18 protein-coding genes, 1 tRNA gene and 1 pseudogene are annotated in these 17,900 nt (G+C 37.3%); 6 read left to right on the top strand and 14 right to left on the bottom strand.

All coding sequences use genetic code 11. From position 1 onward, the window contains the following. Positions 1-44 precede the first annotated feature (44 nt). Positions 45-1,742 (bottom strand): NAD-dependent malic enzyme, encoded by a 1,698-nt coding sequence (locus GGG_RS0116315; RefSeq protein WP_010116781.1) that lies wholly within the window; start codon positions 1,740-1,742, stop codon positions 45-47. Positions 1,743-2,087: 345 nt separating this feature from the next. Between GGG_RS0116315 and GGG_RS0116310 the strand changes: the two genes are divergently transcribed. From GGG_RS0116310 to GGG_RS0116300, 3 genes are all read left to right on the top strand, one after another. Further along, positions 2,088-2,684 carry a hypothetical protein gene (locus tag GGG_RS0116310; RefSeq protein WP_010116779.1) on the top strand — a complete coding sequence of 199 codons (597 nt, stop codon included), beginning with the start codon at positions 2,088-2,090 and terminating at the stop codon, positions 2,682-2,684. Between the two features lie 264 nt (positions 2,685-2,948). After that, positions 2,949-4,748: an arginine--tRNA ligase gene (gene argS / locus GGG_RS0116305; protein ID WP_010116777.1), complete on the top strand. Its 1,800-nt coding sequence runs from the start codon at positions 2,949-2,951 to the stop codon at positions 4,746-4,748. A 26-nt stretch (positions 4,749-4,774) separates the two neighbouring features. Next, on the top strand, positions 4,775-5,383 hold the full coding sequence (locus GGG_RS0116300; RefSeq protein WP_010116775.1) for an SPOR domain-containing protein: 609 nt from the start codon (positions 4,775-4,777) through the stop codon (positions 5,381-5,383). A 63-nt stretch (positions 5,384-5,446) separates the two neighbouring features. Here GGG_RS0116300 and GGG_RS0116295 read toward each other — a convergent pair whose 3' ends face one another. The 7 genes and pseudogenes from GGG_RS0116295 to GGG_RS0116265 form a co-directional block, all read right to left on the bottom strand. Beyond that, positions 5,447-6,049: an alpha/beta fold hydrolase gene (locus tag GGG_RS0116295; RefSeq protein WP_029574647.1), complete on the bottom strand. Its 603-nt coding sequence runs from the start codon at positions 6,047-6,049 to the stop codon at positions 5,447-5,449. Positions 6,050-6,094: 45 nt separating this feature from the next. Beyond that, complete coding sequence (locus tag GGG_RS0116290; protein ID WP_010116772.1) at positions 6,095-6,736, bottom strand: glutathione S-transferase family protein; 642 nt, start codon at positions 6,734-6,736, stop codon at positions 6,095-6,097. 369 nt (positions 6,737-7,105) lie between these two features. Next, a complete protein-coding gene (locus tag GGG_RS0116285) occupies positions 7,106-7,504 on the bottom strand; it encodes an OsmC family protein (RefSeq protein ID WP_010116770.1) in 399 nt (132 codons plus the stop codon). 53 nt (positions 7,505-7,557) lie between these two features. Beyond that, positions 7,558-8,505, bottom strand: a complete 948-nt coding sequence (locus GGG_RS0116280) for a pirin family protein (RefSeq protein ID WP_010116768.1) — start codon at positions 8,503-8,505, stop codon at positions 7,558-7,560. Between the two features lie 310 nt (positions 8,506-8,815). After that, a pseudogene (locus GGG_RS19915) lies at positions 8,816-9,100 on the bottom strand (DUF2798 domain-containing protein). Positions 9,101-9,140: 40 nt separating this feature from the next. Further along, positions 9,141-9,443, bottom strand: coding sequence for a DUF3861 domain-containing protein (locus GGG_RS0116270; RefSeq protein WP_010116765.1), 303 nt, complete (start codon positions 9,441-9,443; stop codon positions 9,141-9,143). Between the two features lie 20 nt (positions 9,444-9,463). Beyond that, the gene (locus GGG_RS0116265; protein ID WP_010116763.1) at positions 9,464-9,955 is read right to left on the bottom strand and encodes a PadR family transcriptional regulator; all 492 of its coding nucleotides are present in this window, start codon (positions 9,953-9,955) and stop codon (positions 9,464-9,466) included. A 403-nt stretch (positions 9,956-10,358) separates the two neighbouring features. On the opposite strand from GGG_RS0116265, the gene GGG_RS0116260 reads away from it, so the two are divergent. Continuing rightward, the gene (locus tag GGG_RS0116260; RefSeq protein ID WP_010116761.1) at positions 10,359-11,645 is read left to right on the top strand and encodes a RelA/SpoT domain-containing protein; all 1,287 of its coding nucleotides are present in this window, start codon (positions 10,359-10,361) and stop codon (positions 11,643-11,645) included. A 375-nt stretch (positions 11,646-12,020) separates the two neighbouring features. On the opposite strand, the gene guaA is transcribed toward GGG_RS0116260, so the two are convergent. Together guaA and GGG_RS0116250 are read right to left on the bottom strand one after the other, a co-directional pair. After that, complete coding sequence (gene guaA, locus GGG_RS0116255; protein WP_010116759.1) at positions 12,021-13,589, bottom strand: glutamine-hydrolyzing GMP synthase; 1,569 nt, start codon at positions 13,587-13,589, stop codon at positions 12,021-12,023. Between the two features lie 225 nt (positions 13,590-13,814). Continuing rightward, the gene (locus tag GGG_RS0116250) at positions 13,815-14,231 is read right to left on the bottom strand and encodes a DoxX family protein (RefSeq protein WP_010116757.1); all 417 of its coding nucleotides are present in this window, start codon (positions 14,229-14,231) and stop codon (positions 13,815-13,817) included. Positions 14,232-14,438: 207 nt separating this feature from the next. Between GGG_RS0116250 and GGG_RS0116245 the strand changes: the two genes are divergently transcribed. Further along, positions 14,439-15,089, top strand: a complete 651-nt coding sequence (locus GGG_RS0116245) for a DedA family protein (RefSeq protein ID WP_010116756.1) — start codon at positions 14,439-14,441, stop codon at positions 15,087-15,089. A 405-nt stretch (positions 15,090-15,494) separates the two neighbouring features. Here GGG_RS0116245 and GGG_RS0116240 read toward each other — a convergent pair whose 3' ends face one another. From GGG_RS0116240 to GGG_RS0116225, 4 genes are all read right to left on the bottom strand, one after another. Further along, complete coding sequence (locus tag GGG_RS0116240; protein ID WP_010116755.1) at positions 15,495-15,938, bottom strand: hypothetical protein; 444 nt, start codon at positions 15,936-15,938, stop codon at positions 15,495-15,497. A gap of 13 nt (positions 15,939-15,951) precedes the next feature. Then, positions 15,952-16,788: a ParA family protein gene (locus GGG_RS0116235; RefSeq protein ID WP_010116753.1), complete on the bottom strand. Its 837-nt coding sequence runs from the start codon at positions 16,786-16,788 to the stop codon at positions 15,952-15,954. Between the two features lie 85 nt (positions 16,789-16,873). Beyond that, entirely contained in the window at positions 16,874-17,266 is a 393-nt protein-coding gene (locus GGG_RS0116230) for a SirB2 family protein (protein WP_010116751.1), read from the bottom strand. A 17-nt stretch (positions 17,267-17,283) separates the two neighbouring features. Further along, positions 17,284-17,592, bottom strand: coding sequence for a BolA family transcriptional regulator (locus GGG_RS0116225; RefSeq protein WP_010116749.1), 309 nt, complete (start codon positions 17,590-17,592; stop codon positions 17,284-17,286). A gap of 234 nt (positions 17,593-17,826) precedes the next feature. Between GGG_RS0116225 and GGG_RS0116220 the strand changes: the two genes are divergently transcribed. Beyond that, a tRNA-Gly gene (locus GGG_RS0116220) sits at positions 17,827-17,899 on the top strand. The last annotated feature ends 1 nt before the right edge of the window (position 17,900 follow it).

Genomic DNA, 17,900 nt, shown 5'->3' with positions numbered 1-17,900 from the left:
CAAAGGGAGCGATATCGCCCCCTTTGTGTAAATAGAAATAAATTTTAGAAAGGAACTCGCTTATATTCACGATATTCAGGTTTCCAAAAATTCTTTTCAATATTTTGCTGTAATTGCTCATCAGTGATCAAAGGCGCAACACCATCGGCTATTGCCGCTTTTGCTACTTTGAAAGCAATGATTCGAGACACTTGCTGTAATTCATTTAAATCAGGCAACAAGTCTGCATTTTTATCCTGTAGTTTTGGTGAACAATCTGCCAACGCTGTACTTGAAGCAATCAACATATTATCCGTCACACGGGTCGCTTGAGCGGCAATCACACCCAAACCAATACCTGGGAAAATATAAGAGTTATTACACTGAGAAATATTGAAGGTTTGACCCTGATAATTCACAGGTGCAAATGGACTACCTGTTGCAATGAGCGCTTTACCATTTGTCCATTCAATAATGTCAGCAGGAACAGCTTCTACACGTGAGGTTGGATTCGACAATGGTAAAACAATTGGATATTCACAATTTTCAGCCAAAGTTCGAATGATTTCTTCAGTGAATAAGCCCGGCTGACCCGATACACCAATCAATACAGTTGGTTTGGCATTTTTCACAACATCAAGCAAAGAGATGATTTCATCCGCATTGCCCCAGTGTGCAACTTGATCGGTTCTTTGAGCCAATTTACGTTGGAAATCTAACAGATTCGGTTGATTTTCAGTGATTAAACCAAAACGATCGACCATGAACACTTGTGCACGTGCTTCAGCATCCGTTAAACCTTCTGCCACCATCTGAGCAACAATTTGTTCAGCAATACCACAGCCTGCTGAACCTGCGCCAAGAAAAGCAACCTTCTGATCTTTCAGTTGTTTTCCTGCTGCACGACTGGCAGCAATCAATGTTCCAACAGAAACCGCTGCTGTTCCTTGAATATCATCATTAAAACAACAGATTTTATCGCGATATTTTTCCAATAAAGGCATGGCATTTTTTTGTGCAAAGTCTTCAAATTGAATCAATGCTTTTGGCCAACGGCGTTTAACTGCAGCAAGTACATCATCAACAAAGTTATAATATTCTTCACCATTAATTCGTGGCTCATTCCAGCCTAAATAAATAGGATCATTCAATAATTGCTGACTGTTGGTTCCAACATCAAGGGTAATCGGTAATGTATAAGCTGGACTGATACCACCACATGCGGTATATAACGATAATTTACCAATCGGGATTCCCATACCACCAATACCTTGGTCGCCCAATCCAAGAATACGCTCACCATCCGTAATCACAATAACTTTGACATTCTTACGATTGACGTTATGGAGAATATCATCGATATGTTGACGATCAGGATATGAAATAAACACACCACGGTGACGACGATAAATATCAGAGAAACGCTGACATGCTTCACCAACCGTTGGGGTATAAATAATGGGCATCATTTCACTGAGATGATTCTCAATAAGATGGTAAAAAAGTGTTTCGTTGGTGTCTTGAATATTTCGTAAATAAATATGCTTATTGATCGCTTCACTAAATGAGCAATATTGTTGGTATGAGCGTTGGCTTTGTTCTTCGATGCTCTCGATTACTTGAGGAATCAGACCATGCAAGTTAAATCGGATACGCTCTTCTTCACTAAATGCTGAACCTTTGTTGAGCAGTGGGAGTTCCAGCAGGGTATTTCCTGCATAAGGAATATATAAAGGATGCTTTTTCAAATTTTCCGTTGTCATTTCCATTCTCATTTTGAAGTCAACAATCGATTCAACTTCGGTACTTTGCTTAACTTCGACTTTTGTCGCATATAAGCTTAAGCCTATTTTCTATGAAATGGGTATTTAGATACGTGATAATGATATTTAGAGTATTTTACAAATTGATAAATTAAGCTTGATGGTTTTCTAAGCACTAAAATAGTGCCGAATTATAGTATATCTTGCTTTGCCAAATATGAAACAACCTATTGAATGAGGGAAATGCTTAGATTTATTTGTTAGAATTTTTAATCAATCGTTGATTTATTTTGGCTTTGGTTCTATTTTATTCAGGTGATTATACAATTAAAAATCTATAACAATATGAATTCTAAATTAAATATTCTTATCCTCAGCACTGTTGTTGTTTGTTCTGGTTGCCAAACAGCGAAAAACCTTTCCAATGGCGTCAGCAAAACGACAGACAAAGTCAAAAGCCTAGTGGGTTTGGGGGAAACACCTCCTCCAGAAATAGACCAACAAGGTGTGGTTGATGCCAGCAAAGCCACGCTGGAAAAATTAGAGCAAATGACCCTGAATATGCCTACAGGTCAATGGGTTTATATTGAGAATGATCTACAAGGTATCTATACACTTCAAAATAAATCGACTGATGGTCACATGCTGTATTTTCGCCTCAATTGTAAAATTCCTTCACAACAAGCGGGCTTTAGTATTCAAGATCAAGACGGCAAAGATTTGATTAAGGCGCATGATCCCAAAATAGGTCAAATTCAGTTTTTAATTGATAATAAAAATTATGGAAATCCATTCACTTTAGTCGATGCAAAAAAACTACCTAGCTTTAAAAAAGCACTAGAAAAAGCCAAAACAATTAAAATCTTCAACAATTCAAAACTTTATACTTTTGAAAATGCGCATTCTGAGCTGTTAAATAAGCCTGTGACCTGTAGAGAATGATTTTATACTGTTTTGTAAGAGATGATATTAAAAATAAAGGCATAAAATTTTGTTTTTATTAAATTATTTTTAATTTTCAACACCGTGAATGATAAAGAAAAAGCGCCATCATACGGCTTAAATCATTCAATAAAAGTCTGCTTGATCTTGGTTGTTTAATATTTAAGATCGAATACCTTTTATTCTATACAAATGCATTCCCCTAAAGCTCTCAAAATTTGCTATATTTAGCGTTTTTCTGCGACATTTATTTTCCGATAGATTATGAATACGGCCATACAAGCAGCTCTTGATCATGCAATGCAATCCCTAAAAGCTGAAGGGACTCTTCCATCTGACTGGAGTAACACCAGTACTTTGACGCGAACTAAAGACCGAAGCCACGGTGATTTCGCTTCAAACATTGCAATGATTGGCGCTAAAGCAGCGGGTATGAAACCTCGTGATCTTGCTGAAAAAATCTTAGCGAACTTACCTGAAGTGGTTGATATTTCTAAGGCAGAAATTGCAGGCCCAGGCTTTATCAATTTCTTTTTAAATGCTGACCAACGCTTTGCTGTCTTGGATCAAATCCAAGCGCAAAAAGACCAATATGGTAAAACCCAAGCCAATGCAGCGAAAAAAGTTCAGGTTGAATTTGTTTCTGCAAACCCGACGTCAAGCCTACACGTAGGTCATGGTCGTGGTGCGGCGTATGGTATGACTGTTGCGAACTTGCTTGAAGCAACAGGTGCCAAAGTTGACCGTGAATATTATGTCAACGATGCAGGTCGCCAAATGGACATCCTTGCAACATCGACGTATTTACGTTACTTGGAGCTTACAGGCCAAACTTTAGTTTTCCCTAAAAATGCGTACCAAGGCGACTATGTAAAAGAAATCGCGCAAAGCATTATCGACAAAGATGGCGATGCTTATGTACGCCCTGTTGCTGATGTTTACCTCAATGTTCCTGAAGATGTTCAGTACGCAGCAGAACTTGATGCTGAAGGCAACAAAGTTGTTGTTTCAGGTGATAAAGAAAAGCACATTGATGGATTAATTTTTAATTCACAAAACTTAATTGGTGAAGGCTATCGTGTTTTCCATCAAGCTGCTTTACGTGCCATTTTAGATGATATTAAAGATGATCTTGGTGAATTTGGCGTAACGTTTAATCAATGGTTTAGTGAAGCTTCGCTCACAGAAAAAATTGATGAAGCTTTACAAACTTTAGACCAACGTGGCTTCCTTTATGAAAAAGATGGCAACATTTGGTTTAAATCAACTGAATTTGGTGATGAAAAAGACCGTGTGGTAAAACGTCGTAACGGACAAACCACTTATTTTGCATCTGACATTGCTTACCATTTAAATAAATTACAACGTGGTTATACCGATCTTGTTGATATTTGGGGCTCTGATCACCACGGTTATATTACCCGTGTGAAAGCTGCAATCGATGCGATGGGTTATGATTCGAAAAAATTAACCGTACTTTTAGTCCAGTTCGTGAGTTTATGGCGTGGCGGCGAGATGGTACAGATGTCATCTCGTTCTGGTCAATTCGTGACTTTACGTGACCTGCGTAAAGAAGTGGGTAATGACGCTGCTCGTTTTTATTATGTGATGCGTAAGTCTGAACAACACATTGATTTTGATTTAGATCTTGCTGTTTCACAAAGTAAAGACAATGCCGTATATTACATTCAATATGCACATGCACGTGTTCAAAGTATTTTGCAAAAAGCAGGTCCAGCTGGGATTGATTTTAATATCGCAACTGCGCGTGAAAATGCTGAACTGTTGACTTTAGAAACTGAAACTGAAATTTTAGCCAAGCTTGCGGCTTACCCAGAAGTCATGATTCGTGCAGCAAATAATTATGAACCACACCAAGTGGGGAATTATTTGAAAGAACTTGCGGCATTATTCCATGGTTGGTATGCACAAGATGGCGTTAAATTCATTGATGATCAAAATGTTGCATTATCACAAGCACGTTTATTGTTATCATTAAATGTACAACAAGTATTAAAAAATGGTTTAACATTGCTTGGCGTATCAGCGCCTGAAAGCATGTAAACAATAAAGAATAAGAGGAAGTCCACGTGTTTGGAAAAACGCAACGCGGTGTATCTGAACGGCCGAACAAGCCTAAAAAGCCTTTGATTCCTAAATGGCTTGGCATGCTTGTGGCTATATTAATCGTGTTAAGTTTTGCAGTTGCATTATTGCTCTGGAAACCGTGGGCGCCTGTGCAACCTCGAAACGAAATCACTTCTGAGCACTATCAAGAAGATACCAATAAAGATTACCGTTTCTATGATTTGTTACCACAACAGCAAGTCACACCGATTCCTGATCAAGCTGTGCCTGAAACTCAACCTCAGCAACAGCCTGTGATTGTGGAAGCACCGACTCAATCGAATGAAGTCAATGTTGGCGTTGATGGTTCTGAACAAGCTACTGCACCTGTAGCTGCCCTGCCAGAATATATTTTACAAGTTCGTAGTTATGATGATCCTGATGCAGCAGATGCACGTCGTGCAGAAATTATTCTCAATGGTTTATCTGCCGATGTTGTACAAAGCGCTGAGGGTGGTAAAACTTGGTATCGTGTGATTTCAGGCCCTTATGATTCGCAAAATGCGGCTGTGATTGCACAACAAACTTTGCAACACAGTGGTATTGATTCTATTGTCGTTAAGCGTAATTAAATTGACGATAAATGACTCGATAAAAAAGGATGCTTCGGCATCCTTTTTTACGTATTGATCATTTCAGAGTGAATATTTTATTAGAAAATTCTGAATTAACTCAGTAACCTGATCAGAATAAACTTCTGCTAAGTCATGTTGTCCATTTTCAATGATATGCAATTCCGAATTTACTATTTTACTGTGTAAATACTGCCCCACAGCTACAGGACTAATTGGATCTGCATCACCCCAAATCAGTAATACAGGACAAGTGATTTGATCAAGGAAATCATCTAAATGAGGTTGATGCTGAACAAACCAATCGGGCACAGAGAAAGTCTGTTGATAATCTTTTCGCCAATCTGCAACATCAAAACGACTTAAATCAATCCCACCTGATGTTGCAACTAAGACCAATGCTTTGACGTGCTGAGGTTTCTGCAAAGCTGCTTGTACTGCAAAAATTCCACCCATAAATTGTGCAATAACAATGGATGGTTCGCTAATGTGCTCAAGTACGTAATCTTGCAGTGATTGAAAGCTTTGTACAGCAACATGATCAGGATGACCACCAAAGCTTGGGTAAGCAATCGCAACCTTCTCATATTCTTGTGGTAATCGCTTGATTACAGGTTGCCAAAATGCAGTATTACCTGATGCACCCGCTAAGAAAATCATATTCATTACACTACTTATTCATTACACCATTTAGCAAATCCACACCATTCTCTAAAAATTGCTTTTTGCTTTGGCGATTTGAAATGCAGGACGTTGTTGAATACGTTTTGCATACGCCACCATTTGAGGATTATTGGCTTTAACTCGCTCTTGCATCGCAACGACTGGAAAACTCATTTGAATATCAGCAAAAGAAAAATCACCTGCAAAATATTCATGTTGCGACAAATAATCTTCTAGGAAAGCAGCATGTTCTTTCAAACGTGGATTAATAAAACCACCTTTGACACCATCACAGATTTTATTGGCAATCGGTTTAATTAAAAATGGCACATGTTTCGGCACATTGCTCATGACCAAAGTCATCACCAAATAAGGCATCAAAGAACCTTCGGCATAATGCATCCAGTAATTATATTGCATTAAATCTTTCGGATTTTGAGGCTTAAATTTATTTTCAGTATCGTAAGTGGTTTGGAGATATTCCAAAATGACTGCGGATTCAGCAATCACTAAATCACCATCCGTAAGCACAGGTGCTTTGCCCAAAGGGTGAATTTGTTTTAATTCAGGTGGAGCCGCAAAAGTCGGTAGGCGCTTATAAAATTTAACTTGATATTCCAGACCTAATTCTTCAAGTGCCCATAAAATGCGTAAAGAACGTGATTGCTCTAAGTGGTGTAATGTAATCATTTTTGTGACCTCAATTTTGTACATCGACTATAACGGATTTACATAAAAAAAAATGACACATTGTTTTAGGGTCTGTGAACATTTCATAAATGGCTTGCGTTGTAGGCTAAAATTGAGCAGACGAGGAATGAAACGAAGAGAATAGCGAGACTATTTGCAAGTTTCATAACGAAGGCTGAGATAATTTTAGACACAACCCTTCGGGACTAGAGTGTTTTTTGACGCTACGTTGTTGCGAACTACTCATTTAGAATGACTAAATTTCGTATTTCGCGCCTAGTATCGCCTAAAAAACACTCTAAGTCGCAAACATAGACGAATTGTTCACAAACCCTTTTCAATATGTCATTCTCAGCTACATGAATCGAATCAGATAATTGAGGTATTGATTTCCACGCTTCTCAATAAAGTTTTAGTCACAGGTGTTTTTTGACAAATGTCTAAAACCTTCTGCTGCATTTCCTCCGACAATGGCTCAACAAAGGATAAACGGCGTTCAATCCATTCTTTACCTTCTTTATTGGCATTGAAAAAAGCTTCAACCGTAAATTCACCTAAATCAAATTCTTTATGTTTTGCATACATGCGTAATGTGATCATGGTGCAAGAAATTAAACCCGAACAAATAAAATCATAAGGTGCAGGCCCTTTATCTTGCCCACCAATTGACTCTGGTTTATCTGTAATGAAACGGTGTTTACCGCTGCTGATTTCACCTGACCATTGTTCTGGAAAGGTTTTTACTTTTGCACTTGAAATGACTGCCATGTTATTTTCCTTATCCTCATTTTCATCAATAATTTACATCAATAACTACAGCGTTATTTTGAAGCTCGCATTTTATCTGGGAAAGCAGGTGCTTCTAGGCGTGGCCCATCATACTCAGGAATGCTACCAAAGCGTGCATCTTGATTAATCCATTGCTCTGTTGCATGTTTCAGTTCTTCTTGAGTTCGACCGACAAAGTTCCACCACAATAGAATTGGTGATTCAAATGGTTCTCCACCGATCAGCAATAAACGTGAACCTTTATGTAATTGCACTTCAATTTGGTTAATTCCCGGCTCAAGTACCACCATATTGTCATTATTTAACTCATGACCATTGATGACCGCTTCCCCTTCCAATGCCAAGAAACCATATTCAAATTTAGGATTGAGCGGAATACGTGTTGTGGTTGATTCTTTTGCGTAAAAATCAATACCAACCAATTCAGTATGTACTTTCACAGGTGATGTTGTATTCATAAACTCACCGACTAAAACGGTAAATTCAACATCGTCCTGTTCAACTACAGGCAGTTCTGGATAATGATCAAACTGTGGCGCCATATTGATCTTATCATCAGGTAAGGCAATCCAAAGTTGTGCCGCATGCATTTTGGTTTCGGTCTCAGGTGCGACTTCAGTATGCGAAATACCATGACCAGCCGTCATCAAATTGACTTGTTTAGGTCGAATTAACTGCTTTGAACCGATGCTGTCATTGTGCATCATGGTTCCTTCAATCAACCATGTAAATGTCTGTAGGCCGATATGAGGATGCGGTCCAACGTCTAAGCCATCGCCTTGAGGGAAAGTCACAGGGCCTGCATGGTCTAGAAAACACCATGCGCCAATCATACGCTTTTGGCGACTGGGTAAAGCACGCTTAATGACAGTGCCTTTGCCTATTTCTGCAGAACGAATCGGAAAATCTTGTATAAATTGATTTACGTATTTTTCACAATCGTCAGAGTTAGAAATTTCGGTATAGTTGCTATTGGTCATTTTGTTATCCTAAAGTTGTTCATCAGCTTAGGATGTTTAGGGTCTAATGGCAGCGCATCTATCTTTACGACTATTCGATGCCAACAGTCCTTATTCAACATCATTTGATTTTCTGATCATAAAGGTTAAATCCGTATTAACCTATAACTAACTTAATACGCTGAATATTATCTATAGGACAATAGGAGTTTTGTTTTTGTTGTAAATATTCTTTTATTTTTAAGATAAATACATTCGTGTACAAAGGTTTCTTATAACAATCTATGCGCATCATCCTTGATGCATTTCAGCCATTACATCGTTAAATCACTTATTTCGATACTTCTGGCGGCGTCATATCTACAATGAAACCTGTTAATCGGCGCACGATGGGAAGGAAAATAAGCACTGTTGGATAAGCAATTGCTCATGAAAATAACCAGATGGAAAACCATTTGGAAAAGAATCCGTCGATCATTCCTAGGTTTTTCCATAAATTAAACATGGAAATTGTGGCGCTCATTAAGCCTGATAATAATAACGGCATGATCCAAGCTGCATATTGAGCTGGTAATTTTGGAATAGTGCCAATCATCATGGTTTTGTTTTTCTGCATTTTTTTCTCTTTAAATTTATTCGATGCATGTAAAGTAAAGTCATTCTGCCTTTTTAACATGCTGTTTAAGTTGTTTCATAAATTGTCCGAAGTGAAGTCTAAAATCTTTAAACAATTCGTGATCTTTATTTTCGAGCATCACTTCACCAAAGAGCTTTAGACCGACTGCAAATGATTTTGTGGTTTGTTCATCAAATAATTCAGCCTGTTGTAATCGTTCTAAGATGACAAAGATATCGTCATGGTTGCCGACATCAAATTCTAGTTTTTCTGTATAGCTGGATGGATTTCCTTGCGCATCGGCAAGGTGTTGTACTGTGACATGATATTGATGTTGTTTCATATTTTTTCTCAATTTAAAATTTACAGACGAGTGATTTCAACAGCGGCTTGATCAATTTTTTCAGCGATTTGTCGAACTTGTTCAGGGTTAAAATCTTGTGCTTTCAGTTTTAAGCGTAAGGATGTTTTTAGATTTTCCATTGCGCGATGTATATCTAAAAGTTGGTCGTTGTTATGGATTTCTCTTCGCGTTTGCAATTTCTCAAGTAGCTCTTGTGTTACAGCTTGCTGTTGTTGCAAATGTTCAATACCTGTTTGAGTAATGTGATATTGCTTACGATCACTTTCTGTATTTTCTACAGTAACAAAGCTCATATCTTCCAACCAATTCAATGTTGGGTAGATAGTTCCTGCACTTGGGCTGTAACCACCACCAACCAAATCACTAATTTCTTTAATGATTTCATAGCCATGTTTCGGTGATTGCTGGATTAAATGCAAGACCAATAGCTTCATTCGCCCTGCTTCAAACAGGCGCCCACGGCGCCCATGATGATGCTGTTCTTCGATCATTTGCTTTTATATCTGTATCTTTAATGATTAATAAGATATATCTTAATACATCTTTTGTAAAGTTAAGATATCTCTTTAAATCTTATAATTTTGATATTTAATGAGTTATTTATTTTTTAGGGAGCAATTTAGAAAATTTAAGTAATAAAAAAGCACTGAGTGCTCTTGTTACTGGCAATAGGTATCAGATATGTTTGCAAAACAATCAAATTGTTTCAAAAAACCTCCTTTCTACTCTTTATAGAGTGTTGATATAGTTACTAACAATTTAAAAAATTCAGTTTTTAAATTTAATTTCACATAGCGACCATTATGTTAAATGGGTACTATTATTTACTAATAATTAATTTAGACAAAATTAATTAGTCAATATATCTTAAACAAAAAATTATTGGGGAATTTCATGAGTTTAGAAGATAATACATTACAATTTATCAAAGATATGGGGATCACGGAAATTGAGGTTGAAGAGAGTGGGTTATCAATAGAAATACTACAAGAAATTGCGGAAGACTATAAAAAAAATGCGCTTATTTTATTAGATGAAGCTGAGTACATTGCAAAAAAAATTCAGCGTTGTGAATCAGTACACTCTGTACGTTGGCGTATAAAAAGTGTTTCTCATTTAATTAAAAAAATTGTTAGAAAACTTATTGGTAAAGAACCCTCTGAAAAATATAGAGGTATTAATGCAAACAATTACAAAACTATTGTAACGGACTTAATTGGTGTGAGGGCAATTTATCTCTTTAAAAGTGATTGGGAAATTGTTCACAAGCATATTTTATCCAGATGGATTACTAAAGAAGATGAACAAGTAACAATCTATCATCGTAAAGGTGACATCATGGATATTTATAAAGAATATCCAGAATGTGAGCAAAAAATACATTTTTATAATTATCGCTCAATACATTATTTAGTTCCTGCTACAAAAATAAATTCGGAACAAATCTTTTGCGAGATTCAAACAAGAACTATTTTTGAAGAAGGTTGGAGTGAAATTGATCATAAAGTACGATACCCTGATTTTTCAGAAGATGAAAATTTAATGAGCTATTTAACTATCTTTAATCGATTGGCTGGAAGCGCTGATGAAATGGGAAGTTATGTAAATGAATTAGTAGCGTTAATTAAAAAAAATAATCAATTAGAAGAAGATCGTACAGTAAAAGAAAAACAATTTTTAGCAGAAAAGGAAAAATTGCAATTGGATATTGATAACTTATCAAAAACTGAAAAAAGTATTGATAAAGTTAGGCAAGCGTATGAACAACTTATAAATGTACAGAAAGAAGAACTTGAAAGTTTAAGATCAGAATTAAAGTCACAGACGAATGAAAATATACGCTTGAATCGCCATGAAAAAACTCCAATGGTTATATTATTGGATCAATCTAGTGAGATAACAAACAATGGAGTTCATGAGGGTGAAATCGAAATTGAGGTAACAAGAACTAATAGATTTGCTACTTTTACTGGGCATTTTGATCCAAAATTTGATTGTATTCCTACTGTTGAAGTAGAGCTTATTGAAACAAAAGGTATAGAAACTGATAAATCTAGATTAAGTGTGACAACTGGAGTTGGACAACCTCATAATTTTAATGTGCACCTATTTAATAAAGATTTAGGATATATTGAAGTTGGGAAATATAAGTTTAAGTTTAAGGGCTATGTAGCCAATTAAATATTATTCTTAATATTTTCTAAAATCAACATAATACGCCCCATCCGAAATCTAATTTTATTATTCAACAAAATCAATAATTTAAATTACATTTTCCGATAAAAAGCAAAAAAGCCGGCTTTTTCCTAAGTCGGCTTTTCAATTAAAATCATCACTGCGACAGGCATCTTGCACTTCGTTTTAAAGTTTCACTTTAAAACTCGTTCATGGCGTAATTCAGGCAAAAAGCTTCACTTCTTGAAATCCCTCACTGCCGCAGACATAGCCTTTGACGTAAAACTGGGATGAAGCTTCGTTTCTTGAAATCCCTCACTGCCGCGCGCAGAGCGCTTGGCGTAAAACTGGCAAGCAGCGTTGCTGCTTGAAACCCCAGTTTTACTCCCATTCAATCGTTGCTGGTGGCTTAGAAGAAACGTCATAAACCACACGAGAAACATCTTTGATTTCGTTCATGATACGTGTAGAAATTTTATCTACAAGATCATAAGGAAGATGTGCAAAACGTGCTGTCATAAAGTCTACCGTTTCAACTGCACGAAGTGCGATGACCCATGCATAACGACGACCATCACCCACCACACCTACAGATTTCACAGGTTGGAATACGGCAAAGGCTTGAGCAGTTTTATCATACCAACCGCTTGCACGAAGCTCTTGCATAAAGATGTCATCTGCAAGACGAAGAATATCTGCATATTCTTTTTTCACTTCACCCAAAATACGCACGCCCAAACCTGGACCTGGGAATGGATGACGATAAAGCATTTCATGTGGTAAACCTAAAGTTGTACCTAAACGACGTACTTCATCTTTAAACAAATCACGAATCGGCTCAACCAATTCAAAAGCTAAATCTTCTGGTAAACCACCCACATTGTGGTGTGACTTAATCACATGTGCTTTACCATTTTTAGTCGCAGCAGATTCGATCACGTCAGGGTAAATTGTCCCTTGTGCAAGGAAATTTACGCCATCAAGCTTACGTGCTTCTTCAGCAAAAACCTCAATAAATTCACGACCAATGATTTTACGTTTTTTCTCAGGATCAACTTCACCTGCGAGTGCCGTTAAGAAACGCTCTTCAGCATCAGCACGAATCACTCGGATACCCATGTTTTTCGCAAACATGTCCATCACTTGCTCGCCTTCATTCAAACGAAGTAAGCCATTGTCTACAAATACGCAAGTGAGTTGGTCGCCAATCGCTTTATGTAAAAGTGCAGCAACTACAGATGAATCCACGCCACCTGAAAGACCTAACAGAACTTTTTGATCACCAATTTGCTCACGTAATTGTTCAACACGTAAGTCAATGATGTTTTCAGAATTCCAAAGGTTACGACATCCACAAATGCTATGGACAAAGTTAGACAATAACTCTGCACCTTTTGCAGTATGTGTTACTTCAGGATGGAATTGAACACCATAGAAACGGCGAGCTTCATCACTCACTGCCGCAAATGGACAGCTTGGCGTGCTTGCAGTCACTTGGAAACCTGCTGGAATTGCGCTGACTTTGTCGCCGTGGCTCATCCAAACATTAAGCTTATCATCGCCATCGTTCAAATCACCAAGCAATTGATCACGAACCAATACATCTACAGCCGCATAACCAAATTCATGCACTGTACCCGGCTCTACTTTTCCGCCAAGTTGTTCAGACATGGTTTGTAAACCATAGCAAATACCCAATACAGGTACGCCTAAATTGAATACAACTTCTGGCGCACGTGGACTGCCTTCTTCATGCACACTCTCAGGGCCACCTGACAGGATGATACCGTTAGGATTAAACGCACGAATGTCTTCTTCAGACATATCAAAAGCATACATTTCAGAATATACACCAGCTTCACGTACACGGCGTGCAATAAGCTGGCTATATTGAGAACCGAAATCCAAGATGAGGATGCGATCTTCAGTAATTTGAGTATTGGTAGTCATGGGTAAACAACTATGCAGGCAAACGAATATAAGCGCCATATTCTAGCATTTTTATACGCTAGACGCACATCATTCCATCAACTTCACACGATTTTCAGAATTTATTCAGTATTACGCTGAAATTGTTGATTGTTTTTAAATGATTTCAATTCATTTAGATTAAAATAGCAACACAAAAAAGCCAGATACAAATCTGGCTTTTACTCGAAAATTCAAACGTTCAAATTATTTTTCAATCGCATGATCAATGCTGAATTTACCTGCACCATGCAACATCAGGAAGAATAAACCGCCCGCCATTGCAAAGTTTTTCATGAAAGTAATACTATCTTCTGCACCACCATGAAATATAAAAGCGGTAATGATACTAAACACACCTAAACCAAAAGCTGCAAAGCGTGCTTGAAAACCAAATAACAACGCCAAACCACCACCAAATTCAACTAAAATCGTTAAAGGTAATAGTGCTCCCGGAACACCCATCGACTCCATATAGCCAACGGTCGCAGCATAACCTGTGATTTTGCCCCAACCCGCAACAAGAAAAATATAAGCCATCAATACACGTGCGATTAAAGCTAAAGTTGCATCGGTATTAGGTTGGTTTACAATGTTTTTTACAATAACATTTGGATTAAACATTTTTAGACCCTTTTTGAATTTGTTTAAAATATGTACTTATATTAACGCTGTTTTTTAATTTTAGAAATGCTGATTTTCAGACTTATCGTCTTATAAATAGAACGCTTAAAAAGTTGAATGTATCACCCTAATTATTTACGTTTTAATACTGACTTTCACCGCACACACTGCTAGGATTTGTGCACAATTTCGCATAGTTTTTCCCTTATGGATCTGATTGATTTTATTTTGCACGTAGATGAGCACCTCTTTGAATTCATTACCAATTATGGAAGATGGGTTTACGGTATCTTGTTTCTGATTATTTTTGTAGAAACAGGATTGGTGGTGATGCCTTTCCTCCCTGGGGATAGCTTACTTTTTGCAGCAGGTGCATTAGCAGCGTCTACGGGTGCAATGGATCCCGTTGTTTTGGTGATTCTACTGTTTATTGCAGCAGTCCTCGGTGACACAGTCAATTATCATATTGGTAAATATATTGGCCCACGTGTTTTTGAGATTGAATCACGCTTTATTAATAAAGAGCATTTGGTTAAAACCTCACAGTTTTTTGATCGTCATGGGGGCAAAACCATTATCTTTGCGCGTTTTATTCCCTTTGCTCGTACATTTGCACCCTTTGTTGCCGGTGCAAGTAGCATGAATTACAAATTCTTCCTGACTTATAACGTCATTGGTGCAATTTGTTGGGTGGGTTCTTTTATTACTTTGGGTTATTTATTCGGTAATATGCCAATCGTGAAAGATAATTTTACCCATTTAATTTTCGGTATTATTATTATCAGTGTACTTCCAGGAATTTTTGGTTATATACGCCATAAGTTTTTTGATAAGAATAAAGGCGCTGCACATAAATAAATTGATTTAAATACATATTTTTAAATCAATAAAAAGCCGATTGATTAAAATCGGCTTTTTTACATTTTGAATTTACAATGCAATCTTACTAATCCTGCATCATTGGCATTCTACTAACCTGAGTTCGATATAAGATATGTTTCCAACTATCTGATACACGGAAACGTCAGTCGCATTGTTCGAGGCAGGGCTGCATCTGTAATATACTGTTTTTGCGATATATTAGGTACTTGATAGTATCTGTCGAGTTGGCGACTGACAAATGGTTTTGCCTACTTTTTCCGAAAGAAAAGTAGGTCGAACCAAAGGTTAATCCTTGCATTTGACTTTTAAACGGTAAGACTCCGCTTTGCCTGATCTATCTTTTCAATAACTTACATCAAAGTTTATCCCGAACTGACGTTGCTATTTCTGAGCCACTTGGCGTTTTGGAACATAAGGACAATTCTTAAACTGAGCAGCTTGCGACAAAGCGTCTTGCTCACCATACAAACGAGAAAGTTCAGTATTTTTGGTATTTGAAGATTGTCCCATATTTACAGAAATACTCGGACCAATTCCCCAACCCCAGCCACCGCTGCCCCAACCACCACCAAGACCTACACCTACGCCTACACCAGTGCGTTTTGCAGGTTGTACACCATTGTTAATATATTGTTGGATACGATCAAATTCGCCTGTCAATTGCGCACAACTCATGGCTTGATATTGCGTTGGCGACACATAGGTTGGTTTAACCGTTGTTGCACACGCTGTCGCTAAAATTGCCGTTACTGCAATTGCAGATAACTTTGTTAATTTAAAGGTCAATTTAGACCATTTGGCAGTAACCGTATTAGAATAATTCATATATTTCTCGAGCTTATTTCTTATCTATCTCATTGAACAACGCCTGATAGGCTTGCGTCAATTTATGATCTGTAGCTAAATGAATTAATGGAAGATTTTTATGATGTGACTCTTTCATTAACACCGATGGCGGTAGCATATTTTCCAAAACAGGCAAACCTTCATCTTTTAACTGCTGTACCACTTCACGTGGTAATTTCGCTTGCGCTTGGAATTGGTTGACCACAATACCTTCAATTTCAAGACGTTGATTATGATCATCTTGAGTTTCAATGACATTTTCAATCAATGTTTGTAAAGCACGTTTAGAAAATACATCGCAATCGAATGGAATCAACACACGATCTGCTGAAATTAAGGCAGATAAGGTAAAGAAGTTAAACGCAGGTGGTGTATCAATATAAATTCGATCATATTGCCCTGCCAAGCTTTGAATAGAATCACGTAGCTTGTAAATTTTATGTTTGGATTCTAAAGCATGCTCTAAATTACCCAAACTCGGACTAGCAGGTAATACGTCTAAATCTTTAAATGGTGAACGATGAATATATTGGTCAAAGCCTTTATTTTTAGTCTTTAATAAAGAACCAATCGCATTACCAATTAAACCTTTTTGCTGATTATTGCCTAAGACATCATCATAAAAATTTTCAATATTGGGTTCTAATGCGGTTTTATCTGCTGAATAGGTCGCATCATCTCCCAAAAGATATTGGCTTGAGTTGGCTTGTGGGTCTAAATCAATCACCAAGGTTTTAAAACCCTGATAAGCACTAATCGCTGCAAGATTGACTGCAATACTGGATTTCCCGACACCACCTTTTTGATTAAATACCACACGAGTCAACATACAATTTTCCCAAAATGTCTTTATTTTTAAGCTTGTATATAGTTTAACCTAGACACTATATAACTGTGAAATTCATGTCTAACAATCAGCCAAAAACTGGTTTAATCATGACTAAAGCAAGCAATCCAATAAAAGCAATTGCACCAATAACAATCCCTGCTCGACGTTGAGCAAGTAGAATATTGTCATCTTTTTTATACGCTTTAATTTGAGAAGACAGTAGTACAAGGAACAGAATTATTTTTGCATAGAACCATGGTTGTACTTCAAAGTGATTCATAAACAGTAAAATAATACCTGTCAGTATGACAAGCGTATAACTTAAATGTTGTAGTGCAACAAAGGCCACTCGACCTTTTGGATTCGGTTGTTGTCCTTGTACCCCAATAAATAAGGTTAATGCGCGTAATACAAAGACCACTAATGCCAATGTAACACTGCTCATATGAATAATTTTTACAATTAAATGTGCATCCATTGTCTTGACCCTAAATCTTAAGCTTTAGGTGCATGGGCACATTCAGGACTTGCAGGCGCTTGGCCTTGCCATTCACTTGGAAGATAGGCATGGATCGCTAAAGCGTGGATTTTTTCAGGACTGAGTAATGCTTTCGCTACAGCATAAACTTTTTGATGACGTTGCACCAAACGCAAGCCTGCAAATTGTTCACTCACAATCACCACTTTAAAATGTGACTCTTTACCTGGGAAATATCCACCATGACCAGCCGACTCATTGATGACTTCCAAATGAGTAGGTTCAAGCAGATTTATTTGCTCAATGAGTTGTTGTTCTAAGCTCATGCTGTACTCCCAAAAATGATCTTAATCTGACTTTAGTATAACGGATTATCTTTATTTCGCTTGCTTGATTCGCAATGCTTTTACTCCAATTTGGGTAAAGCCACCGAAACTGAATGCTCAAAATTCATTTTTTTTTGTCTTTTTTAATAAATATGTCTTTATTTTATGCAATTAATCGTCGTCTTTGCAGAAAAATCTTGACCCTGTTATCTGTTGATGTATTATACACCGCATGCGGGAATAGCTCAGTTGGTAGAGCATAACCTTGCCAAGGTTGGGGTCGGGAGTTCGAGTCTCCTTTCCCGCTC

Origin of the sequence: Acinetobacter sp. P8-3-8, from assembly GCF_000214135.1 — a bacterium.
In the GTDB taxonomy this organism is placed as follows: domain Bacteria; phylum Pseudomonadota; class Gammaproteobacteria; order Pseudomonadales; family Moraxellaceae; genus Acinetobacter.
This window is presented reverse-complemented; position numbering and strand designations above follow the sequence as displayed.